This is a genomic window from Streptomyces sp. GQ60, from assembly GCF_059758875.1.
Window position 1 is genome coordinate 406,906 of record NZ_JCAXEG010000003.1, and the last position, 22,059, is coordinate 428,964.

Below are 22,059 nucleotides of genomic sequence, written 5' to 3' on the forward strand. Positions count from 1 at the left end.
GTCCCCGACGAGTGCGTGAATGGAGGTGACGGTGATTGCAGGCTGATCACACGCGCACGTCCCGGGGGAAGAACAAGGCCCTGAAGTGGACCAAGCCCGCCAATGGGGTCGTGTCGGTGATGGTGCTGCCGCTGGCCGTCACCGACCCCTCTGAGCTGGCCCGACTGGAGAAGCTGTTCAGGGCAATGTGGTCGGTCAAACGCGCCGTCCAGCGGGATGCCCGTGCCAAGGTGGGCGCCTATTGGGCCGCGAAGCATGAACGCGAGCGCGACAAGGGCAAGTCCGCCCGACGGCGCCTGGGCCTGTCCCGTGAGGGCCTGGAGCGCAGTGCATACAAGCACTTGGAGGAGTCGGGACACCTCAAGCACCACGCTAGCAAGGCCTTGGCCATGCACATGGCCGATGAGGTCTGGAACGGGGTGCAGCGTCACCTGTTCCCCGACGCCACCGGCCAGCGCTTCGGTCGCCCGAAGGCCGGCAACTGGCACGACTTCACCCGCATCCCTGGACGCGCCCGCTCCCACACCACTGAGAACAAGTGGGAAACCTTCCGCCTGGTCGGCACCCTCCACGGCCACTCCATGGCCTACACCGACGGCGGCCAGCACCCGCTGACACAGCCCCGGCGGATGCCCAAACCCACCGTGCCCGGCGTCCGTGTGCCCACCGGCAAGGTCACTGCCTCGGGCAAGCCCGCCACCCGTAAGGCGACGTGGTGGGACCACACCGGTCCACTCGCCGTGGTGTTCACCTCAGGCCCCGACAGTAAGCGCGGTGACCTCGTACTCCCCGTCCGCATCCCCCAAGGTGCAGGCCAGGGGAAGCGCGTGCAGCACTTCCTCTCCAGCCCTGGCCGCTGGCACAAGGTGGACCTCGTCCGCCGCCGGAAGTCGTCCGCACCTGGCGGATGGGTGTACGAGGCGCACCTGATGATCCTCGGTCCTGGCTACACGGCACTCGGCGTACGGGCCATGCGCGACCGCGCCGCCCAGCTCGACCGTGTCGGCGGGGTGGACGGCAACGTCTCCAACCTCTCAGTCGTCTCCTTCCCCGCCGATCTCACCGGAGGCAAGCCCCTCTCCACCGAGATCACGCTCACCGAATCCGAGCGGGTCCTGTTGGAGAAGCAGGCGAAGAAGCGGCGGGACCGTGCGCGGGCGCTGGAGCGCTCCCGTCGTGCGACGAACGCCGCGCAGTACGGGCTGTCGAAGAAGCAGGTCAAGCAGGCCGCCCGGCGCGCCGAAAAGGGTCTGCGGCCCAAGGCCGTGACCGTGCCCGGTGGTGCCCGCGCCGCCCGTTCCGACGGGGTCCCGAAGCAGGCGTTCCGCCGTGACCGGCTCTCCGGCAACTACCGGGAGCAGCGCGCCCGCCAGGCCGAACAGGCAACGTCTACCGCCGAGCACCGCCGCCACCGCGCCCGTCTGGTGGCCCGCGAGATCATCGCCGCCCACGGCCCCGTACTCGTGGTCGAGGACTGCGACATCCGCACCTGGTACCGACTGTGGGGCAAACGCCTCTCCCAGACCACACCCGGCATGCTCATCTCCGCCCTCAAGGCCGAGTGCGAGGCCGCCAGCGGTCGGCTGGTCCGGGCCTCCACCTGGTCAACGGCCCTGTCGCAGCACTGCCTGTGCGGCGAGCGTGTCTCCAAGACCCTGCGGGACCGCGAGCACCACTGCACGGCGTGCGGCCTCACCGGCAAGCGGGACCTAGTCTCCGCCGCGCTGGCCGCGTTCGTCCGCTTCACCGACGTGGACGACCCCAGAACCGCGTACTTGGACACCACCTCATCCAGGAATGCCCAGATCACCTATGCGCAAGCGCTGGAAGAAGCGCTGCGGGAGTCAACCACACCGAGCCCGAAACCGCTCCGGCGGCCGGGTCGCGTGGCAGTCCCGCGGCAATGCCGTGAGACCACTGCTCCCCGAACCCCCGGACAGCGGAACCGAGCGACCCCGGATGAGCCACGCTTGCGCGGCCACGCCGGGAAGCCCGGTCCCCGCCCCGCGTGCAGTCCGCAGCTCACCCTTTGGTGACTTACGGATCAAGTCTTAGAGTGAGGCGACCAGTGCCTGACTGAATGCGCCGTCGAGGGAGACAGCCAACCGTGATCACCGCGATCGTGCTCATCAAGACCAGCGTGGACCGGATCCCCGAGATCGCCGAGGCCATCGCCGCGCTGGAAAGCGTCAGCGAGGTCTACTCGGTCACGGGTACCTACGACCTCATCGCGCTGGTCCGGGTGGCCCGCCACGAGAACCTGGCCGACATCATCCCGGGCCGCATCAGCAAGATCCCCGGCGTGGAGGCGACGGACACGCACGTGGCGTTCCGCACGTACTCCCAGCACGACCTGGAAGCGGCCTTCGCGATCGGCCTCGACGCGTAGCCGTTCAGAGCACGCCCGGGGCGCAGTCCCGGGCCCGGCACGCTCCGCCAGTCCCGCCGCTCCCATCCGTCCGGCGCCGACAGGGACCAGTCGTCTTTCACCAGGGCGCCGCTTCAACGTGGCAGCGGCTCGCCCACCAGGGCGCGGGCGGTCGGTATCGGGTCCCGGTACGTCATGCCCCGCGGCCTCTCAGACGGCCGGGACGCAGCGGCCCTCTTCGGTGCGGTACCGCCACTTGGCGCCGTCCGCGACGAGCTCCTTGACCGCGCGGACGAAGCGGTCCACGTGCTCGTCGGGGGTGCCGGCGCCGAAGCTGACGCGGATCGCGTTCAGGGACCGCTCCCCCGGTGCCGCCTCCGGGGCTCCGCACTCGCCCTGGGCCTGCGGCTCGCTGCCCAGCAGGGTGCGGACCAGCGGGTGGGCGCAGAACAGGCCGTCGCGGACGCCGATGCCGTACTCGGCGGAGAGCGCGGCCGCGAAGTGCGAGCTGTTCCAGCCGTCCACCACGAAGGAGATGACGCCGACCCGCGGGGCCTCGTCGCCGAAGAGGGACAGGACGCGGACGGCGGGGACCTCGGCGAGGCCTTCGCGGACCTTGGCGACGAGGCGCTGCTCGCGGGCGACGAGGTTCTCGAAGCCGGCCTCGTTCAGCGCCTTGCAGGCGGAGGCGATGGAGTAGACGCCGATGACGTTCGGGGAGCCGGCCTCGTGGCGGGCGGCACTGGTGTGCCACTCGACGTCCACGCCGCCGGCATCCTCCCCGCTGACGCGTCGCGTCACCTTGCGGGAGGCGCCGCCGCCGGCGAGGTACGGGTCCGCCTCCTGCAGCCAGTCCGCGCGGCCGGCGAGCACGCCCGAGCCGAAGGGGGCGTAGAGCTTGTGACCGGAGAAGGCGACCCAGTCCACGTCGAGGTCCTGGACCGAGACGGGGTGGTGCGGGGCCAGCTGGGCGGCGTCCAGGACGATGCGGGCGCCGTGGGCGTGCGCGGCGGCGGCGAGTTCCTTGACGGGCCACAGCTCGCCGGTGACGTTGGAGGCTCCGGTGACGCAGACCAGCGCCGGGCCGTAGCCCTCTTCGATCGCTGCGGTGCGGTCGGCGAGGGCGCGCTCCAGGGTGGCGACGGCCTCGTCCGGGGTGCGGGGGGCGTTGAGGTAGGTGACCTGCGCGTTCGTCCACGGGAGCAGCGAGGCGTGGTGCTCGGTCTCGAAGACGAAGACCTGGCAGTCGGCCGGGAGCACGGCGGCGAGCAGGTTGAGGGAGTCGGTGGTGGACCGGGTGAAGACCACCTGGTCGGATGGGCGGCAGTCGAGGAACTCGGCGACCGTGACGCGGCTCTGCTCGAAAAGGTCGGTGGAGAGCTGCGAGAGGTACCCGGCGCCGCGGTGGACGCTGCCGTAGTACGGGGCGTACGCGGCCACGTCGTCCCAGACCCGCTGCAGCGCGGGGGCGCTGGCCGCGTAGTCGAGGGCGGCGTAGGTGACCTCGCCGCCGGTGACGAGCGGCACGGTGACCTCGCGGCCGAGGACCGCCAGCGGCTCGGCACAGGCGGGGTCGACGGCGGCAGCGGTGGTCGCGGTGGCGGTGGCGTTCAGGGTTGCGGACATGGCGGTATCTCCCGGCAGGCAGGTCTGAATGGCTTCGGTGTGCCCGTACGCGGATACGGCGCTGCGGCCGTTCGGGGTACGGGAGTGCCCCGGAACGCGGATCGGCCGCCGCACACGGATGTGCTGCCGCAGGTGTCCTGCGGGTACGCGGAAGTGACCCTGTTCCGAGGGGAGAAGAAGGGGCGGACTCGCCCTATCGCATTCGCTTGCTCACGGAAACGCTCCTCGAGAGACCAGGACCCCTGGCCCAGCACCCCGATGAGAGTGTGAGGGATCCGCGCTTGCCGTAGACCTCACTGCCTACGACCTGGTCATCACCCGGGGCACCCCGCCACGGAAGGAGGGTTGCCGGACAGCAAGCCGGGGCCTAAACGCTGTCACTCGTGACCTGAGGAGAATCCTGCCACACGATCTTCCGAACGCAAGACCCCGGTCCACATGGCGGACCGGGGTCAGGGCTGGATCTTGGCCGGATCCCGTCGAAAACGGGGACGGGGACGGGGACGGGGACGGGGGGACGGGGACGGGGGGACGGGGGGACGGGGACGGCTACGCGTTGCTCGCCGCCACCCAGCGTGCCAGCGCCTCGCGAGCCGATCCCGAGTCCACCGACTCCGCCGCCCGTACGACACCGGCTGCGAGCTGCTCCTCCAGGGTGCCCGGGCCCGGGTCCAACGCGACCAGGGCCGCCGCCGAGTTCAGGAGCACCGCGTCGCGGACCGGACCGGTCTCGCCGGCCAGCAGCCGGCGGGCCACGTCCGCGTTGAACGAGGCGTCCGCGCCGGCCAGCGCGGAGACGTCCACCAGCGGGATGCCGATGTCGCGCGGGTCGAAGCCCTGCTCCCTGACCTCGCCGTCGCGGACCCACCAGACCCGGGAGGTCGCCGTGGTGGTGAGCTCGTCGAGCCCGTCGTCACCGCGGAATACCAGTGCCGAGGAGCCCCGCTCCGCCAGGACCCCCGCGACGATCGGGGCCACCCGCGCGTCGGCCACGCCGGTGGCCTGCGCCCGGACCCGCGCCGGGTTGGTGAGCGGGCCGAGGAAGTTGAAGGTGGTCCGGATGCCGAGCTCCCGGCGGGCCGCGGCCACGTGCCGCAGCGCGGGGTGGAACTTGACCGCGAAGCAGAAGGTGATCCCGGCTTCCTCGGCCACCTCCACGACCCGTGCGGGGGTGAGGTCGAGGTTGACGCCCAGCTTCTCCAGCACGTCCGAGGAGCCGCTCGCGGAGGACGCGGCCCGGTTGCCGTGCTTGACGACCTTGGCACCCGTACCGGCCACCACGATGGCCGACATCGTGGAGATGTTGACCGTCTTGGCCCCGTCGCCGCCGGTGCCGACGATGTCCACCGTCCGGCCCGGCACCTCGATCAGGTTGGCGTGTTCGTACATGGCGCGGACCAGGCCGTTGATCTCGGCCACGGTCTCCCCCTTGGCCCGCAGCGCGACGGCGAACCCGGCGATCTGGGCGTCGGTGGCCTCCCCGCGCATGATCCGGTCCATGGCCCAGGCCGTGTCGTCGGCGCCGAGGTCCCGGCCGGACAGCAGGGCGTCCAGAACGCCCGGCCAACCGCGGGCCGCCACGCTGTCGCCGCCTGCCGGGGTCACCAGGTTCATGGTCCGCTCCTGCTGCTCGTGGGGGATTCCACGTCGAATGGGAAGGGCTTCAGCCTATCCAGCGCCGGGGACGGCAAAGAGCCCCGTCCAGACACTGGACGGGGCTCTCGTCGTGGCGACACCAGGACTGACCGAAATCAGTCCCTCAAGCAGTCATGCGTCATGCGTGGTGCGTACTGCGTGAATCGTGAAGCTGTGAAGCGTGAAGCCGTGGTGCGGGAGATCAGTGGTGGCCGTGGCCGTTCTGGATCTCCTTGTACTCCTCCACCGTGGGCTTCGGGATCTGGTTGTTCTCCCCGTAGTAGCCCTTGCTGAGCTTGACGCGGAGCTTCTCCAGCGGCTTCACCTTGCGCTCGACACCGTTCTCGTCGACCGTGGGGCCGATCTCGGCGGGCTCGTACTGCTCGTACGAGGTGAGCGTGTGCAGCTTGCCCTGCGGGAGCGGCTCGTGGACCTCGACGAACTCACCGTGCGGCAGGCGCTTGATGATGCCGGTCTCGCGACCGTGCAGCACCTTGTCCCGGTCCCGGCGCTGGAGGCCGAGGCAGATCCGCTTGGTGATGACGAAGGCGATGACCGGACCGACGAAGAAGCCGATGCGGGCGAACCAGGTGATCGCGTTGATCGACAGGTGGAAGTACTGCGCGAACATGTCGTTTCCACCGGCGATCAGCAGGATGACGTACCACGTCAGCCATGCCACACCGAAGGCCGTACGGGTCGGGACGTTGCGCGGGCGGTCCAGGATGTGGTGCTCGCGCTTGTCCCCGGTGATCCAGGACTCGATGAACGGGTAGACCGCGATCACGACCAGGACCAGCGGGAAGATCACCAGCGGGATGAACACGCCCAGGACGAGGGTGTGGCCCCACAGGTTGATCTCCCAGCCCGGCATGGCACGGATCAGGCCCTCGGAGAAGCCCATGTACCAGTCGGGCTGCGCACCGGTGGACACGTGGTCCGGGCGGTACGGGCCGAGCGCCCAGATCGGGTTGATCGAGGCGATCGCCGAGACGGCCGCGATGACGCCGAAGACCAGGAAGAAGAAGCCTCCGGCCTTGGCCATGTAGACCGGGAGCAGCGGCATGCCGACGACGTTCTTCTCCGTCTTGCCGGGGCCCGCGAACTGCGTGTGCTTGTGGTAGAAGACCAGGATCAGGTGGGCCACCAGCAGGCCCATCATGATGCCGGGCAGCAGCAGGATGTGGACCGAGTAGAACCGGGCCACGAATTCGCCGCCGGGGAACTCCCCGCCGAAGAGGAACATCGACAGGTAGGTGCCGACGACCGGCACGGACAGCAGCGCGCCCTGCATGAAGCGGACACCGGTGCCCGAGAGCAGGTCGTCCGGCAGGGAGTAACCGGTGAAACCGGTGAACATGCCGAGGACCAGCAGCAGGAAGCCGAAGACCCAGTTGACCTCGCGCGGCTTGCGGAACGCGCCGGTGAAGAACACGCGCATCATGTGCACGAGCATCGCCGCGATGAAGATCAGCGCCGACCAGTGGTGGATCTGCCGGATGAGCAGACCGCCGCGGACGTCGAAGCTGATGTCGAGCGTCGAGGCGAAGGCCTCGGACATCATGACGCCCTGCATGGGCACGTACGAGCCGTGGTACACGACCTCGTTCATGCTCGGGTGGAAGAACAGCGTCAGGTACACACCCGTGAGGATGAGGATGATGAAGCTGTAGAGGCAGATCTCACCGAGCATGAAGGACCAGTGGTCCGGGAAGATCTTGCGCATGTTGGCCTTGGCCAGGCTGTAGATGCCCAGCCGGCCGTCGGCCCAGTCGGCTACGCGCTCGCCGGCCGGGGCCTTGCGCTCTTTGGTGTCTGAGGCAGTGCTCATCCGCGCTCCCAGAATGCAGGACCGACGGGCTCTTCGAAGTCGCCGAGCGCCTCGAGGAAACCTTCGTCATTGACGCCGATCCGCAACTGCGGGAGCGCGTGACCAGCCGGGCCGAAGATGACTCGGGCGCCGTCGGAGAGGTCGAAGGTGGACTGGTGGCACGGGCAGAGCACGTGGTGCGACTGCTGCTCGTACAGGCTGATCGGACAGCCGACGTGGGTGCAGATCTTGGAGTAGGCCACGATCCCGTCGTGGGACCACTCCAGTTCCTTCTTGTCCTTGATGTTCTCCGGCTGGATGCGGACGATCATCAGGGCAGCCTTGGCGATCTGCGTCTGGAAGTCGTGGGCGTGCTCGTCCAGGCCTTCCGGCATGGCGAAGGTCAGCGACCCGACGACGATGTCCTCGGGACGCAGCGGCTCCATCGTGTTCTGGTTGATGAGCATCTTGCCCCGCGCCCAGATCGTCTTGCGCAGCTTGTCCTCGGGCAGCGGGCCCAGGTCGCGCAGGATCACGACGGCGGAGAGCGGCAGCAGGGCCAGCGCACCGAACATCGTGTTGCGGATGAGCGGGCGGCGGCCGATGGCCGATTCGCGCGCGCCGTCCGCGAAGTCCTGCATGACCTGCGCCTTGACCTCGGGCGGCGCCGCGATCTCGTGGCGCTCGGCGGCGACCTCCACGTCGGACATCAGCGTGCGGGCCCAGTGGACCGCGCCCGCGCCGATGCAGAAGAGGGCCGTGCCGAGGGTCATGCCCAGGGCGAAGTTGAGAGCGCTCACCTTCCCGATGGGGAAGATGTAGACGATCTTGTCGACGGGCAGGGTCACGAACGAGGCGATGAAGCCGATCGTGGCCAGCATCGACAGGGTGAACAGGAAGGCCACCGTGCGCTCGGAGCGCTTCGCGGCCCGCTCGTCGATGTCCTGGATCCGCGGCTTGTGAACCGGCAGACCGGGGTCGGCGAACGGGTCGTCCGGTACTGCCACGGCACCGTGGTGCGCGTCGCCCTGCTCGCTCGGCAGGTGCTTCTCGGGAATGTCTTGGCTACTCATGACTTCTTGGCCTTAGCGGTGTGGGCCGCGACCCAGACGGCGACAGCGATCAGCGCACCCAGTCCGAAGATCCATCCGAAGAGACCCTCGGACACGGGGCCGAGGCCGCCGAGCTTGAGGCCACCGGGGTTGGTCGACTTCTCGCCGTTGACGTGCTGGAGGTACGCGATGATGTCCTTCTTCTGCTTCTCCGGCAGGGTGCTGTCGGGGAAGGAGGGCATGTTCTGCGGGCCGGTGAGCATGGCCTCGTAGACGTGCTTCGGCTCGACACCCTCAAGGTTGGGGGCGTACTTGCCGTTCGTCAGCGCGCCGCCCTCGCCCGTGAAGTTGTGGCACTGCGCGCAGTTGTTGCGGAACAGCTCACCACCCTTGGCGATGTCGGCACCCGCCGGGTCGTACTGCTTCTCGGTCGGCACGATCGGGCCGGCTCCGAGGGACGCGATGTACGCGGCGAGCTGGTCGGTCTGCGCCTGGGTGTAGATGACGGGCTTCTTCGGCACCTGGGCGCCGGGCTGCTGGGCGGGCATGCGGCCCGTCATCACCTGGAAGTCGACGGCAGCGGAGCCGACGCCTACCAGGCTGGGGCCGTCAGAGGAACCCTGACCGCCGGTACCGTGGCAGCTTGCGCAGCCGACGGCGTAGAGCTTCTGGCCCTCCTCGATGGCGAGGGACTGGACGGTTTCGTCGGCCTTCGCATTGCCCGCGGGCGCGAAGGCGGAGTACAGCCCCCCGGTAACCGCCAGCGCGAAGAGTAGAACGACGACCGCCGCCAGCGGATGGCGTCGTCGTGCGGAGAGCTTTTTCACGGATTACCCCGGTGTCAGGATCTTCTGCGTCGGTGTGTCTGGATGGAGTGCCGGGCCGGGCCCGGCGACGTGTTCGCTACTTGATCAGGTAGATCGTTGCGAAGAGGCCGATCCAGACGACATCGACGAAGTGCCAGTAGTAGGACACGACGATGGCCGACGTGGCCTGTTCGTGGGTGAACCTCTTGGCCGCGTACGTCCGGCCGAGGACCAGCAGGAAGGCGATGAGACCGCCCGTCACGTGCAGACCGTGGAAGCCGGTGGTCAAGTAGAAGACCGAGCCGTACGGACCGGACGAGAGGCTCATGCCCTCGTGCTTGACCAGCTCGGTGTACTCGAACACCTGGCCGCCAATGAAGATCGCACCCATGACGAACGTGATGATGAACCACGTCCTGAGCTTCTTCACGTCACCGCGCTCGGCGGCGAATACGCCGAGCTGGCAGGTGAGCGAGGAAAGCACCAGGATCGTCGTGTTCGTCGCCGAGAAGGGCAGATTCAAGGCCGAAGCCTGTTCTGTCCAGTACTCGGCGCCTGTCACGGATCGCAGGGTGAAGTACATCGCGAAGAGGGCCGCGAAGAACATCAGCTCGGAACTCAACCAGATGATGGTTCCCACGCTGACGAGGTTCGGCCTGTTGACCGTCGGGTGCGCGTGCCCGGTATCTACTGTCGTTGCTGTCGCCACGACCGACATTATGTCGGTCCCTTATCCCGCCCTCACCCCGGGGGGTGCCGTTCGGAGTGTCAGGGGCGTGTGCAAGGCCCGAACGGCCCATCAGATCGCCCTACGGACGCCCGCCGCACATCCCTCGGGCGAGGCTGTGCGAACCGATGTTGACACCGGGTCGGACGGAGTAGCATCCCGCGCAACATCAACGTGATTCACGGGACACGTGGAGGAACGAAATGCGGGCGACTGCGCGGGTTCTGGTCTACAGCGACGACGCGGGCACCCGGGAGCAGGTGCGGCTGGCGGCCGGGCGCAGGCCGGCCGCCGACCTGCCGCCGGTGGAGTTCCTGGAGTGCGCCACGCTGCCGGCCGTCCTGAAGGAGCTGGACGCGGGCGGCATCGACGTGTGCGTGCTGGACGGCGAGGCGGTTCCGGCCGGGGGCATGGGGGTGTGCCGGCAGATCAAGGACGAGATCTTCCAGTGCCCGCCCGTACTGCTCCTGATGGGCCGTCCGCAGGACGCCTGGCTGGCCACGTGGAGCCGCGCGGACTCCGCCGTCACCCTTCCGGTGGATCCGGTGGACTTCGCGCAGGCCCTGGCGGGTCTGCTGCGCGCGCGGCTCTCCCCGGCGGCGTAGCGGGGCCTGTACGCCCCGCACAGCCCCTCACCGGCGCATGCCGGGCCCACGGGTGCCCGTACGGTCCGTACGGGCACCCGTGCCCCGGCTGCGGCCCCTCCGGGCGCTCCTGGCCCGGTGGTTACACCTGCGGGCGCAGTCGGGCCTGGTCGACCGGGCTGCGGCCCTCCTGGGTGCCCTTGAGGAGGGCGCTGCCCTCGCGCCAGTCCTTCCAGTCCATGTTCCAGTCGCCGAAGCCGTTGCCGAAGATGTCCATGTCGTCGCCGATGCTGTTGATGACGCGGACGATGTCGCCTTCGGTGATGTTCTCGTAGAACCAGGCGGCGTTGCCCGTGCTCATGCCGGTGCAGCCGTGGCTGACGTTGGCGTATCCGTGGGAGCCGACGGACCACGGCGCGGCGTGGACGTATTCACCGCTCCAGGTGACGCGCGTCGCGTAGTAGACGGGCAGGTTGTAGTACTCGCTGCCGCCGATGCCCACGGTGTCTCCGCGCATCTGGACGTAGTACTGCTTGCCGAGGACCACCTTGACGCCGTTGCGGGTGGAGAATCCGGGCTTGCCGGTGGTCACCGGGATGGAATTGATCACTTCTCCGTTGCGCCTGAACGTCATCCAGTGCGAGGAGGCGTCCGTGGTGACCTCGACGCGGTCGCCGATCTCCAGCTTCAGCGGCTTGGAGGCGGCTCCGTGCAGGTCGTCGGAGATCTTGATGCCCTCGAGGTTGCTCCGGACGGACACGGTGGTGTTGGCGGGCCAGTAGTCCTTGGGCCGGTAGTGGAGCTTCTTGTCGTCGACCCAGTGCCAGGCGCCCTCGGCGCCCGGCGGGGTGTCGACGACCAGGCCGCGCTCGATGACGGCTCGGGCGGCCTTGTCCTTCACGGGTTCGTTGAGTTCGGCCGTGAGGGGCTGTCCGACGCCGTACTTGCCCTCGTCCGGGCCGAATTCGACCTTGAGGACCTTCTGGGCCGGAGTGGTGTCGAAGGTGAGCGTGCGCTGCCCGGGCGCGCCGCGTTCGTCCTCCGTACCCACGAGGACGGTGTAGCGGACGCCCGCGGCCATCGGGACGGTGCTGTGCCAGCGGTCGCCCGAGGCGGACAACTCGCCCGCCAGGCGGCGTCCGTGGGTGTCCACGGCGCTCACGTCGGTGATCCGGCCGTCGCCGCTCTTGGCGGTGACTTCCAGGGGCCGGTCCGGGTCGACCGGACGGCTGCCCGAGGACTGGTTGAGGGCGACTTGGTCGCCCGCGTCGTAGGGGCGGGCGGACAGCGGGTTGTCGTCGCCCGACCCGCATGCGGTGGCGCCGGCCCCGAGGGACGCGACCAGCAGGGAGCAGCCGATAACCGTCCAAAGACGCGGTGACTGGTTCATGGAGCCAACGCTATGAAGATATGACAATTACGGCGCGCGGGGTGACTGCAAACGAGGGGCCCGGACTCCTCCATTGGAGGTGTCCGGGCCCCTGGTCTCACGCTGTGGCCGCTGCGGGAAGCAGTGGCGCGGGTGGTGCGGCTACTGGTTCTGGTTCTCGCCGCGGTAGTACTCGTACACCCAGCCCCACAGACCGACCAGGATCAGCGGCGCCGAGAAGTACATCAGCCACCAGCCGAAGACGACGCCCATGAAGGCGAAGAGGCCACCGATGGCCAGCGAGAGCGGCTGCCAGCTGTGCGGGGAGAAGAACCCCAGCTCGCCCGCCTCGTCGGCTACGTCGGCTTCCAGGTTGTCCTGGGCCATCTCGTCCACGCGCTTGGCCGTGAAGGCCAGGTAGTAGCCGATCATGGCGCTCAGGCCGAAGGCCAGTGCGAGCGCGGTGGTGCCGACCGGCTCCTTCGACCACACGCCGTACACGACGGTCATGATCAGGATGAAGACGGCGAGCCACAGGAACATCCTGCCCTGGATCTTCACTTGCCGGCCTCCTTGCCACCAGCGACGGCCTTGGCGGCCACGGCGTGGTCCTCAAGGTGGTCGAGGGCCGCGATCTCGGGGTGGTGCAGATCGAATGCCGGGGATTCGGACCGGATCCTCGGCAGGGTGAGGAAGTTGTGCCGCGGCGGCGGGCAAGACGTCGCCCATTCGAGCGAACGGCCGTAGCCCCACGGGTCGTCGACCTCGACCTTCTTGCCGTACTTCGCCGTCTTCCAGACGTTGTACATGAACGGCAGCATCGACAGGCCCAGCACGAAGGAGCTGATCGTCGAGATGGTGTTCAGCAGCGTGAAGCCGTCCGCCGCGAGGTAGTCCGCGTAACGACGCGGCATGCCCTCGGCGCCCAGCCAGTGCTGCACCAGGAAGGTGCCGTGGAAGCCGATGAACAGCGTCCAGAAGGTGATCTTGCCGAGGCGCTCGTCCAGCATCTTGCCCGTGAACTTCGGCCACCAGAAGTGGAAGCCGGCGAACATCGCGAAGACCACGGTGCCGAAGACGACGTAGTGGAAGTGCGCGACGACGAAGTACGAGTCGGAGACGTGGAAGTCCATCGGGGGCGAGGCCAGGATGACGCCGGTCAGGCCACCGAAGGTGAAGGTGACCAGGAAGCCGATCGTCCAGAGCATCGGAGTCTCGAAGGACAGCGAGCCCTTCCACATCGTGCCGATCCAGTTGAAGAACTTCACACCGGTCGGAACCGCGATGAGGAACGTCATGAAGGAGAAGAACGGCAGCAGCACACCGCCGGTGACGTACATGTGGTGGGCCCACACGGTCACCGAAAGGCCGGCGATCGAGATCGTCGCGGCGATCAGGCCGATGTAACCGAACATCGGCTTGCGCGAGAAGACCGGAATGATTTCGGAAACGATTCCGAAGAACGGCAGCGCGATGATGTACACCTCTGGGTGTCCGAAGAACCAGAAGAGGTGCTGCCACAGCAGGGCGCCGCCATTGGCCGCGTCGAAGATGTGCGAGCCGAACTTGCGGTCGGCCTCCAGCGCGAAGAGCGCGGCGGCCAGCACCGGGAAGGCGAGCAGGACCAGGACACCGGTCAGCAGCACGTTCCAGGTGAAGATCGGCATGCGGAACATCGTCATGCCGGGGGCGCGCATGCAGATGATCGTGGTGATGAAGTTGACCGAGCCGAGGATCGTGCCGAAGCCCGAGAAGGCCAGACCCATGATCCACATGTCGGCGCCGATGCCCGGCGAGCGGACGGCGTCCGACAGCGGGGAGTAGGCGAACCAGCCGAAGTCGGCGGCACCCGAGGGGGTGATGAAGCCGGCCACCGCGAGGGTCGAACCGAAGAGGTACAGCCAGTACGCGAACATGTTCAGCCGCGGGAACGCCACGTCGGGCGCGCCGATCTGCAGCGGCATGATCCAGTTCGCGAAGCCCGCGAACAGCGGGGTGGCGAACATCAGCAGCATGATCGTGCCATGCATGGTGAACGCCTGGTTGAACTGCTCGTTCGACATGATCTGCGTACCCGGACGGGCCAGCTCGGCGCGCATGAAGAGCGCCAGGAGTCCGCCGATGAGGAAGAACACGAACGACGTGAGCAGGTACATCGTGCCGATGGTCTTGTGGTCGGTAGTGGTCAACCACTTCACGACGACATTGCCCGGCTGCTTGCTCCGGACCGGCAACTCGTTCTCGTACGAGTCGGCCTCGGCACCCTGAGGCTGATTGAGGATGCTCACAGTTGGTTCACCTCAGCATTGCGGGCCGGGTCGGTCTGCTGGATGCCGGCCGGGAGGAAGCCGGTCTGACCCTTCTCCGCGAGCTCCTTCAGGTGCGCCTTGTACGCCTCCGGGGAGACGACCTTGACGTTGAAGAGCATGCGGGAGTGGTCGACACCGCAGAGTTCGGCGCACTTGCCCATGAAGACGCCCTCTTCGGTCGGGGTGACCTCGAAGACGTTGGTGTGCCCCGGAATGACGTCCTGCTTGAACAGGAAGGGGACCACCCAGAAGGAGTGGATGACGTCGTTGGACGACAGGATGAAGCGGACCTTCTCACCCTTCGGCAGCCAGAGCGTCGGGCCGGGGTTGCCGGTCTCCGCGTTCCGGTCGCTCGGGACGCCCTTGGTGTAGACGCCTTCGGCGCCCGCGGGGAAGTCCTTGGTGTAGCGGTCCGGAATGGCGGCGAGTTCCTTGGAAACCTCGCCGGCCTTCGGAGTCGCCGCATCGCCGTCGACGTCCTCGACGTAGTTGAAGCCCCAGCTCCACTGGAACCCGACCACGTTGATCGTGTGCGCCGGCTTGGCGGAGAGGGCGAGCAGCTTCGACTCGTCACGCGCGGTGAAGTAGAAGAGCACCGAGACGATGATGAGCGGGACCACGGTGTACAGCGCCTCGATGGGCATGTTGTACCGGGTCTGCGGGGGAACCTCGACCTTGGTCCGGCTGCGCCGGTGGAAGATGACGCTCCACATGATCAGGCCCCACACGAGGATGCCGGTGATCAGAGCGGCCGCCCAGGACCCCTGCCACAGGGAGAGGATGCGAGGCGCCTCTTCAGTGACCGGGCTGGGCAATCCGAGGCGGGGGAAGTCTTTCCATGTATACGAGCAACCAGTGGCGGTCGCCAGGACCACGCCCGCAGTCAGCGCCTGCAGCAGCTTCCGCCGCATCGGGCGCCGCGGCGAGCGGTCGGAGCCGTAGGGACTCACGTAGCGCCTTCCCGAGAGTCTCGGCCCGCGCGGCCGGCCGCGGCCGCATTCGGGTCGGTCGCCGGCCCTGACGCAGGCAGGGGTTTGGATGTTTATGCGGACCAAACCCTACTGGACGCTATTTGGGGTCGCGCGGGGAGGGTGCCCAACGCGCCGTTACTGACCCCGAAGGGATGGATCCGCCGTACGGGGGACGGCCCAACGGGCCCCGAATGGCGGGGTCCCGACGACATCTGACGGGCCCTGACCTCGGCCGGTCGTCACGTCGGCGCGGCGGCCGGTTAGCGTGACCGGATGCCGTACTTCGACACCGCGTCCGCCGCCCCGCTGCACCCCGTGGCCCGGCAGGCGCTCCAGGCCTCCCTTGACGAAGGCTGGGCCGATCCGGCCCGGCTGTACCGGGAAGGGCGCCGGGCCCGGCTGCTGCTGGACGCGGCGCGGGAGGCGGCGGCGGAAGCGGTGGGCTGCCGTGCCGACGAGCTCGTGTTCACTCCTTCGGGGACGCACGCGGTTCACTCGGGCATGTCCGGGGTGCTGGCGGGGCGTCGGCGCGTCGGCGGGCATCTGGTCGTATCAGCGGTGGAACACAGTTCCGTGCTGCACGCGACGGAGATCCACGCAGCGGGCGGCGGGCGGGTCGAGGAGGTCCCGGTGGACCGGTTCGGCCGGGTCTCCGCCTCCTCCTACGGGGAACTCGTGGGGCCCTCCACCGCGCTGGCCTGCCTCCAGTCGGCCAATCACGAGGTCGGCACCGTCCAGCCCGTGGCGGAGGTCGCCGAGGTGTGCGCCGCCGCCGGGGTGCCGTTGCTGGTGGACGCCGCGCAGTCGCTGGGCTGGGGGCCGGTCCCCGGAGACTGGTCCGTGCTGTGCGCGAGCGCCCACAAATGGGGCGGTCCGGCCGGGGTCGGCCTGCTGGCGGTCCGCAAGGGAGTCCGCTTCTCCCCCCAAGGCCCCGCCGACGAAAGGGAGTCGGGGCGCTCCCCCGGCTTCGTCAACCTCCCCGCGGCCGTCGCCGCGGCGGCCTCCCTGCGGGCGGTGCGCGCCGAGGCGGACGCGGAGGCGGCCCGCCTGCGGATCCTGGTGGACCGGCTGCGGCGGCGGGTGGCCCGCCTGGTGCCGGACGTGGAGGTGGTGGGCCATCCCGACCTCCGGCTCCCGCACCTGGTCACCTTCTCCTGCCTGTACGTGGACGGGGAGACCCTGCTCCACGGACTGGACCGGGCGGGCTACTCCGTGTCCTCCGGCTCTTCGTGCACCAGCTCGACGCTGACGCCGTCCCATGTCCTGCGGGCGATGGGGGTGCTGTCGGAGGGAAACGTACGGGTGTCCCTGCCGGCCGGTACGACGGCCGCGGAGGTCAACGGCTTCCTGGAGGTCCTGCCGGGGCTGGTGGCGGGGGTCCGCGAGCAACTCGGCGTGGTGGAACCGGTGATGGACCCCGATCCGGAGGCGGCATCCCTGGAACTGGACACCCTCGGCCTGCGGTGTCCGCAGCCGGTGATCGAACTGGCCCGGGCCATCGGCCGGGTGCCGGTGGGGGGCACGGTGACCGTCCTGTCGGACGACGAGGTCGCGCGGCTGGACGTTCCGGCGTGGTGCGCGATGCGGGGGCACGTGTACGTGGGCGAAGCCCCGCGCCCCCTCGGTACCGCTTATACGGTCCGCCGGGCGGTCTGACCCGGCACCGGTCCTCAAACGCCGGACGGGCTGGATTTACCGCTGCGCGGCACAATTCAGCCCCGCCGGCGTTTGAGGCGCGGGTGCCGGGTCGGATCTCCAGGGGGTCCGGCCCGGCACCCGCCCACGGACGGCAGCGGTACCGGACGCCGCGAGGGGCTACGCCGGGAGGTGGGCCTGGACTTCCGCCGCCGCCTCGTCGCCGTACGCCTTCGCGAAGCGCTCCATGAAGTGGGCGCGGCCCAGGGTGTACTCCTGGGTGCCCAGGGTTTCGATGACGAGCGTGGCCAGCATGCAGCCGACCTGCGCGGCCCGCTCCAGGCCGACGCCCCAGCCCAGACCGGTCAGGAAGCCCGCGCGGAACGCGTCGCCGACGCCCGTCGGGTCGACCTTCGCGTTCTCCTCCGGGCAGCCGACCACGATCGGGTCGTGGCCGATGCGGTCGATGCGGACGCCGTTCGAGCCGAGCGTGGTGACCCGGGTGCCGACCTTCGCCAGGATCTCCGCGTCGGTCCAGCCGGACTTCGCCTCGATGAGGCCCTTCTCGTACTCGTTCGAGAAGAGGTACGTCGCGCCCTCCATGAGGGTGCGGATGTTGTCGCCGTCCATCCGGGCGATCTGCTGCGAGAAGTCCGCGGCGAAGGGGATCGCCCGCGTGCGGCACTCCTCCGTGTGGCGCAGCATCGCCTCGGGGTCGTCCGCGCCGATCAGGACGAGGTCCAGGCCGCCGACCCGGTCCGCGACCGACTTCAGCTCGATCAGGCGGGCCTCGCTCATCGCGCCCGTGTAGAAGGAGCCGATCTGGTTGTGGTCGGCGTCCGTCGTGCAGACGAAGCGCGCGGTGTGCAGGACCTCGGAGATCCGCACGGACTGGGTGTCGACGCCGTGCCGGTCGAGCCAGGCGCGGTACTCGTCGAAGTCGGAGCCGGCCGCTCCGACGAGGATCGGCCGGGCGCCGAGCTGCCCCATGCCGAAGCAGATGTTCGGGCCGACGCCGCCGCGCCGTACGTCGAGGTTGTCGACGAGGAAGGAGAGGGAGACCGTGTGCAGCTGGTCCGCGACGAACTGGTCGGCGAAGCGGCCGGGGAAGGTCATGAGGTGGTCGGTGGCGATGGAGCCGGTGACTGCGATACGCACGGCGTGGACGCTCCTGCGGAGGACGGCATGGGGACATTCAAAACTACCCGGTCGGCGGGCTCCCTGGCCGACCGGCAGAAACTACCCCGTAGTAGGTCTTTCTTCGCCCGCCGTGCCGTGCCTACCGTGCCCGCATGACCTACACGGATGGTTTTGGGCACGCCCGGCCCGCCCAGAACGCGGCGGACACCGAGTTCGAACAGCTGTTGGGCGACTGCGCCCGGATGGCCCCGCATTGGCCGGTTCCCGCCGATCTCCGACCGGATCGGGTGAGCCCCTCCCAGATCAACGGGATCCGCGTCCCGGCATCCTCGGCCCGGCTCATCGCCGGCACGGCGGTCTACGGCTACTAGGGCGTCGGCAGGTCCGGCCCCGGCGGGAACCGGATCCGCGTCTGTTCCGTCACACCCGCATCACCCCATGCGGGACGGGCAAAGGAGCGATGCGGTGACCAGCGAACAACCCGAGGCAACCGGGGCAGCCGATGCACCCGGCACACCCGAGGCATCACGTGCCACCCGACGGCGGCCGGCCTGGGTCGTCGGTTCGATCGCGGCCGCCGTCCTGCTCACCGGCGGCGGCACCGCGTACTGGGCGTCGACCGCCCACGGCGAGGGGCGTACGGGCGACAGCGCGGCCTCCGCGCCCCGCACGCTGCCCACTCCGCCCGGGCCCGGTATCGCCCCCGGCGAGCCCGACCCCTCCGGCGGCGGGGTCACGTACACCGCCGACGTCCGGCTCCCGGACGGCCCGGCCACGGCGCCTGCGTTCACGGCGAGCGGCGAGGTGACCGCCGCCGAGGTGGCGCGGCTCGCGACGGCGCTCGGTATCTCCGGCGCGCCCCGGCTCGCCGGCGGGACCTGGCAGGCCGGGGAGACCGCGGACGGCTCCGGGCCCCGGCTCACGGTGAACCTCAAGGCCCCGGGGACCTGGAACTTCTCCCGCTTCCAGGCCGGCGGCACCGGCGACGACTGCGTGCGCGGCAAGGACACCTGCGGACCGGCCACCCTCCCCGAGGACCTGGGCCAGGAGCACGGCGGCACCGTCGGGGCGCCCGTCTCCGAGGAGGCCGCCAAGGCCGCCGCCGCGCCCGTGCTGGCGGCCGTGGGCCAGGGCGCGGCCGCGCTCGACGCCCGGATCGCCCAGGGCTCCGTACGCCTGGTGACGGCCGACCCGGTGATCGGGGGCCTGCCCACCCAGGGCTGGTCCACCCGGATCGGCGTCGGGACGGACTCCCGGGTGGTGTCGGGCAGCGGCGAGCTGAAGGTTCCGGTGCGGGCCGCCGAGCAGCAGGTGATCGGCGCCGTGGACGCGCTGGCCCGGCTGAACGACAAGGCCCGGGGCTCCGACGGTACGGGCCCGGACCCGAGCGGCTGCGCCACGAGCGTCCCGCTGACTCCGGACGCCCCGGACGGCGCCACGGACACGCTCCCGTGCAACCCGGAGCCGCGGCCCATGAAGCCGCCGCGGACGGAGTCGGTGCGGGGCGCCGAGCTCGGGCTGGTCCCGGGCACCGTCGACGGGGCCCGCGGCCTGGTGCCGGCCTGGCTGTTCGAGGTGGCGGGCAAGGACGGCGGCCCCGGCCACACGGTGGCCCAGCCGGCGGCCCTGACGGAGGAGACTCCCCCGGTCGACCTGCCCACCCCGGTCGACCCGCCCGCGAAGGGGCAGACGGTGCCCGGGTTCTCGTACTCCTCGGCCGACCGGACGCTGACCGTGAACTTCTGGGGCGGGGTGTGCAGCGCGTACGCCCTGGAGGTCCGCGAGCAGCCGGAGTCGGTGATGGTGAAGATCACGGACACCCCGAACAAGCCCGGGCAGGCCTGCATCATGCTGGCGCAGGAGATGACGGTGACGGCCTCGCTCCAGCAGCCGCTCGGCGACCGCAAGGTGATCGACGCGACCACGGGCAAGGCGGTTCCCCGCCAGTAGGGGGCGCCGGGACGTGCGAGAGGGGCCCGCCCGCGGATGTCCGCGGGCGGGCCCCTCTCGTGGCCCTACGAGCTCAGCCGCGACTTACCAACCAGCCGGGCGGCCTGGGCCTAGCTGAAGGAGTCGCCGCAGGCGCAGGAGCCCGTGGCGTTCGGGTTGTCGATCGTGAAGCCCTGCTTCTCGATGGTGTCGACGAAGTCGATGGACGCACCGTGCAGGTACGGGGAGCTCATCCGGTCGGTGACGACCTTCACACCGTCGAAGTCCTTCACGACGTCGCCGTCGAGGGAGCGCTCGTCGAAGAAGAGCTGGTAGCGCAGGCCGGAGCAGCCGCCGGGCTGGACGGCGACGCGCAGCGCCAGGTCATCGCGGCCTTCCTGCGTCAGCAGGGTCCTGACCTTCTCGGCGGCGGCGTCGGACAGGAGGATGCCGTCGCTCACGGTGGTCTTTTCGTCCTGTACGGACATCTGCATTCACTCCCGAAGTGGGCGGCTCCCCACTCGAGGCGGGGAAACGTCGGACTCTTGCCGTCGGTGGCAACGAGCGGGACCGCGGATTCATTCCGGGACCCGACGCGTGTTTCAGAAATTCCATGCTCGCACACACCCGCGGGGTGGTGGGTCCCCGCGAGGTGCCCGCGCCGGGCGGGCGAATTCGTCACATCGACACTATCGGCATCGTCAAAGTGACGTGAAGCAGTTATGATAGATAGCGTCAATCAGACGAGAAGTCGAAGCGATGGCTTCAGAGTGGCTTCAGAAGTCCCTTGTCGCAGAACAGAAAGGGTGCGTGTCGTGACCACCGCCCAGCCTTTGGACAACCAGCCTTTGGACGTCCAGCCGACGCCCCTTGCCTTGCTGCTGCTCGGCCGCGAAGCCGACCCCAAGAGCGAGCGCGGGGTGGAGTGCCCCGGCGACCTGCCCTCGCCGTCGGACCCGAACCTCGTGGCGCGCGCCCGCGCCGCCAAGGAGAAGCTCGGGGACAAGGTCTTCATCCTCGGCCACCACTACCAGCGTGACGAGGTCATCGAGTTCGCCGACGTCACCGGTGACTCCTTCAAGCTCGCCAAGGACGCGGCCGCCAGGCCGGAGGCCGAGTACATCGTCTTCTGCGGCGTCCACTTCATGGCCGAGTCCGCGGACATCCTCACCTCGGACGACCAGAAGGTGGTCCTGCCGGACCTGGCCGCCGGCTGCTCGATGGCCGACATGGCCACCGCCGAGCAGGTCGCGGAGTGCTGGGACGTGCTGACCGAGGCCGGTATCGCCGGAGCCACGGTCCCCGTCTCGTACATGAACTCCTCGGCCGACATCAAGGCCTTCACCGGCAAGCACGGCGGCACGATCTGCACCTCGTCCAACGCCAAGAAGGCCCTGGAGTGGGCGTTCGAGCAGGGGGAGAAGGTGCTGTTCCTCCCGGACCAGCACCTGGGCCGCAACACCGCCGTCCGCGACATGGGCATGTCCCTGGACGACTGCGTGCTGTACAACCCGCACAAGCCGAACGGCGGCCTGACCGTCGAGCAGCTCCGCAACGCCAAGATGATCCTGTGGCGCGGGCACTGTTCGGTGCACGGCCGGTTCTCCGTCGACTCGGTCAACGACGTGCGCGCCCGCATCCCCGGCGTGAACGTCCTGGTCCACCCCGAGTGCAAGCACGAGGTCGTGGCGGCCGCGGACTACGTCGGCTCCACCGAGTACATCATCAAGGCGCTGGAGGCGGCTCCGGCCGGCTCCAAGTGGGCCATCGGCACCGAGCTGAACCTCGTACGCCGCCTGGCGAACCGTTTCGCCGCGGAGGACAAGGAGGTCGTCTTCCTCGACAAGACGGTCTGCTTCTGCTCGACCATGAACCGCATCGACCTCCCCCACCTGGTGTGGACCCTGGAGTCCCTGGCCGAGGGCAACCTCGTCAACCAGATCCAGGTCGACAAGGAGACCGAGAGCTTCGCCAAGCTCGCCCTGGAGCGGATGCTCGCGCTTCCGTAGCCGGACCCGGCAGCGACGACCGAAGGGCCGCCCCTCCTGTGAGGGGCGGCCCTTCGGCGTGTCCGGGTTCCCGGTGTCCGGGTTCCCGG

General features: G+C 69.2%; 19 protein-coding genes and 1 riboswitch. Of the genes, 7 read left to right on the forward strand and 12 right to left on the reverse strand.

Annotation, left to right across the window (positions count from 1 at the left end):
• Positions 1 to 35: 35 nt before the first annotated feature.
• Together AC6CKD_RS10510 and AC6CKD_RS10515 are read left to right on the forward strand one after the other, a co-directional pair.
• A complete protein-coding gene (locus AC6CKD_RS10510) occupies positions 36 to 2,036 on the forward strand; it encodes a zinc ribbon domain-containing protein (RefSeq protein ID WP_498326694.1) in 2,001 nt (666 codons plus the stop codon).
• A gap of 71 nt (positions 2,037 to 2,107) precedes the next feature.
• Positions 2,108 to 2,389 (forward strand): Lrp/AsnC family transcriptional regulator, encoded by a 282-nt coding sequence (locus AC6CKD_RS10515; protein WP_328925285.1) that lies wholly within the window; start codon positions 2,108 to 2,110, stop codon positions 2,387 to 2,389.
• Between the two features lie 189 nt (positions 2,390 to 2,578).
• Here AC6CKD_RS10515 and AC6CKD_RS10520 read toward each other — a convergent pair whose 3' ends face one another.
• The 6 genes from AC6CKD_RS10520 to ctaE all read right to left on the reverse strand — a co-directional run bounded on the left by AC6CKD_RS10520 (position 2,579) and on the right by ctaE (position 10,015).
• Positions 2,579 to 3,994: an aminotransferase class V-fold PLP-dependent enzyme gene (locus AC6CKD_RS10520; RefSeq protein WP_498326696.1), complete on the reverse strand. Its 1,416-nt coding sequence runs from the start codon at positions 3,992 to 3,994 to the stop codon at positions 2,579 to 2,581.
• A 272-nt stretch (positions 3,995 to 4,266) separates the two neighbouring features.
• Positions 4,267 to 4,383: riboswitch (SAM riboswitch) on the reverse strand.
• A gap of 160 nt (positions 4,384 to 4,543) precedes the next feature.
• On the reverse strand, positions 4,544 to 5,608 hold the full coding sequence (gene trpD / locus AC6CKD_RS10525; protein WP_498326697.1) for an anthranilate phosphoribosyltransferase: 1,065 nt from the start codon (positions 5,606 to 5,608) through the stop codon (positions 4,544 to 4,546).
• 223 nt (positions 5,609 to 5,831) lie between these two features.
• On the reverse strand, positions 5,832 to 7,460 hold the full coding sequence (gene qcrB, locus AC6CKD_RS10530; protein WP_498326699.1) for a cytochrome bc1 complex cytochrome b subunit: 1,629 nt from the start codon (positions 7,458 to 7,460) through the stop codon (positions 5,832 to 5,834).
• Positions 7,457 to 8,512: a cytochrome bc1 complex Rieske iron-sulfur subunit gene (qcrA, locus tag AC6CKD_RS10535; protein WP_498326700.1), complete on the reverse strand. Its 1,056-nt coding sequence runs from the start codon at positions 8,510 to 8,512 to the stop codon at positions 7,457 to 7,459. Before qcrA ends, qcrB begins: the two co-directional genes overlap by 4 nt.
• The gene (gene qcrC, locus AC6CKD_RS10540) at positions 8,509 to 9,318 is read right to left on the reverse strand and encodes a cytochrome bc1 complex diheme cytochrome c subunit (RefSeq protein WP_498326701.1); all 810 of its coding nucleotides are present in this window, start codon (positions 9,316 to 9,318) and stop codon (positions 8,509 to 8,511) included. Before qcrC ends, qcrA begins: the two co-directional genes overlap by 4 nt.
• Positions 9,319 to 9,394: 76 nt before the next feature.
• Positions 9,395 to 10,015, reverse strand: a complete 621-nt coding sequence (gene ctaE / locus AC6CKD_RS10545; protein ID WP_008738823.1) for an aa3-type cytochrome oxidase subunit III — start codon at positions 10,013 to 10,015, stop codon at positions 9,395 to 9,397.
• 212 nt (positions 10,016 to 10,227) lie between these two features.
• Here ctaE and AC6CKD_RS10550 point away from each other — a divergent pair, with 212 nt between their 5' ends.
• Entirely contained in the window at positions 10,228 to 10,629 is a 402-nt protein-coding gene (locus AC6CKD_RS10550; protein WP_383952646.1) for a DNA-binding transcriptional response regulator, read from the forward strand.
• Positions 10,630 to 10,750: 121 nt separating this feature from the next.
• Here AC6CKD_RS10550 and AC6CKD_RS10555 read toward each other — a convergent pair whose 3' ends face one another.
• The 4 genes from AC6CKD_RS10555 to ctaC form a co-directional block, all read right to left on the reverse strand.
• Positions 10,751 to 11,998, reverse strand: coding sequence for a L,D-transpeptidase (locus tag AC6CKD_RS10555; RefSeq protein ID WP_498326703.1), 1,248 nt, complete (start codon positions 11,996 to 11,998; stop codon positions 10,751 to 10,753).
• 141 nt (positions 11,999 to 12,139) lie between these two features.
• Positions 12,140 to 12,538: a cytochrome c oxidase subunit 4 gene (locus AC6CKD_RS10560; RefSeq protein ID WP_498326704.1), complete on the reverse strand. Its 399-nt coding sequence runs from the start codon at positions 12,536 to 12,538 to the stop codon at positions 12,140 to 12,142.
• A complete protein-coding gene (ctaD, locus tag AC6CKD_RS10565) occupies positions 12,535 to 14,265 on the reverse strand; it encodes an aa3-type cytochrome oxidase subunit I (protein ID WP_498326706.1) in 1,731 nt (576 codons plus the stop codon). The genes AC6CKD_RS10560 and ctaD overlap by 4 nt, the downstream gene beginning before the upstream one ends.
• A complete protein-coding gene (gene ctaC, locus AC6CKD_RS10570) occupies positions 14,262 to 15,236 on the reverse strand; it encodes an aa3-type cytochrome oxidase subunit II (RefSeq protein WP_498326707.1) in 975 nt (324 codons plus the stop codon). Before ctaC ends, ctaD begins: the two co-directional genes overlap by 4 nt.
• 294 nt (positions 15,237 to 15,530) lie before the next feature.
• Between ctaC and AC6CKD_RS10575 the strand changes: the two genes are divergently transcribed.
• Positions 15,531 to 16,913, forward strand: coding sequence for a cysteine desulfurase/sulfurtransferase TusA family protein (locus tag AC6CKD_RS10575; RefSeq protein WP_498326709.1), 1,383 nt, complete (start codon positions 15,531 to 15,533; stop codon positions 16,911 to 16,913).
• Between the two features lie 159 nt (positions 16,914 to 17,072).
• Here AC6CKD_RS10575 and AC6CKD_RS10580 read toward each other — a convergent pair whose 3' ends face one another.
• Complete coding sequence (locus AC6CKD_RS10580; RefSeq protein WP_498326710.1) at positions 17,073 to 18,050, reverse strand: carbohydrate kinase family protein; 978 nt, start codon at positions 18,048 to 18,050, stop codon at positions 17,073 to 17,075.
• A gap of 134 nt (positions 18,051 to 18,184) precedes the next feature.
• On the opposite strand from AC6CKD_RS10580, the gene AC6CKD_RS10585 reads away from it, so the two are divergent.
• Complete coding sequence (locus AC6CKD_RS10585) at positions 18,185 to 18,403, forward strand: hypothetical protein (RefSeq protein WP_498326711.1); 219 nt, start codon at positions 18,185 to 18,187, stop codon at positions 18,401 to 18,403.
• A gap of 94 nt (positions 18,404 to 18,497) precedes the next feature.
• Positions 18,498 to 19,982, forward strand: a complete 1,485-nt coding sequence (locus tag AC6CKD_RS10590; RefSeq protein WP_498326713.1) for a hypothetical protein — start codon at positions 18,498 to 18,500, stop codon at positions 19,980 to 19,982.
• A gap of 110 nt (positions 19,983 to 20,092) precedes the next feature.
• On the opposite strand, the gene erpA is transcribed toward AC6CKD_RS10590, so the two are convergent.
• Complete coding sequence (erpA, locus tag AC6CKD_RS10595; RefSeq protein WP_478690100.1) at positions 20,093 to 20,449, reverse strand: iron-sulfur cluster insertion protein ErpA; 357 nt, start codon at positions 20,447 to 20,449, stop codon at positions 20,093 to 20,095.
• A gap of 318 nt (positions 20,450 to 20,767) precedes the next feature.
• On the opposite strand from erpA, the gene nadA reads away from it, so the two are divergent.
• Positions 20,768 to 21,970 (forward strand): quinolinate synthase NadA, encoded by a 1,203-nt coding sequence (gene nadA / locus AC6CKD_RS10600; RefSeq protein ID WP_498326715.1) that lies wholly within the window; start codon positions 20,768 to 20,770, stop codon positions 21,968 to 21,970.
• Positions 21,971 to 22,059 lie beyond the last annotated feature (89 nt).

Coding starts and splice junctions, on each gene's coding strand:
- AC6CKD_RS10575 (WP_498326709.1), top strand. CDS start 15,531: ATGCCGTACTTCGACACCGCGTCCGCCGCCCCGCTGCACCCCGTGGCC.
- erpA (WP_478690100.1), bottom strand. CDS start 20,449: ATGTCCGTACAGGACGAAAAGACCACCGTGAGCGACGGCATCCTCCTG.
- qcrB (WP_498326699.1), bottom strand. CDS start 7,460: ATGAGCACTGCCTCAGACACCAAAGAGCGCAAGGCCCCGGCCGGCGAG.
- AC6CKD_RS10555 (WP_498326703.1), bottom strand. CDS start 11,998: ATGAACCAGTCACCGCGTCTTTGGACGGTTATCGGCTGCTCCCTGCTG.
- AC6CKD_RS10585 (WP_498326711.1), top strand. CDS start 18,185: ATGACCTACACGGATGGTTTTGGGCACGCCCGGCCCGCCCAGAACGCG.
- ctaE (WP_008738823.1), bottom strand. CDS start 10,015: ATGTCGGTCGTGGCGACAGCAACGACAGTAGATACCGGGCACGCGCAC.
- qcrA (WP_498326700.1), bottom strand. CDS start 8,512: ATGAGTAGCCAAGACATTCCCGAGAAGCACCTGCCGAGCGAGCAGGGC.
- trpD (WP_498326697.1), bottom strand. CDS start 5,608: ATGAACCTGGTGACCCCGGCAGGCGGCGACAGCGTGGCGGCCCGCGGT.
- AC6CKD_RS10550 (WP_383952646.1), top strand. CDS start 10,228: ATGCGGGCGACTGCGCGGGTTCTGGTCTACAGCGACGACGCGGGCACC.
- AC6CKD_RS10520 (WP_498326696.1), bottom strand. CDS start 3,994: ATGTCCGCAACCCTGAACGCCACCGCCACCGCGACCACCGCTGCCGCC.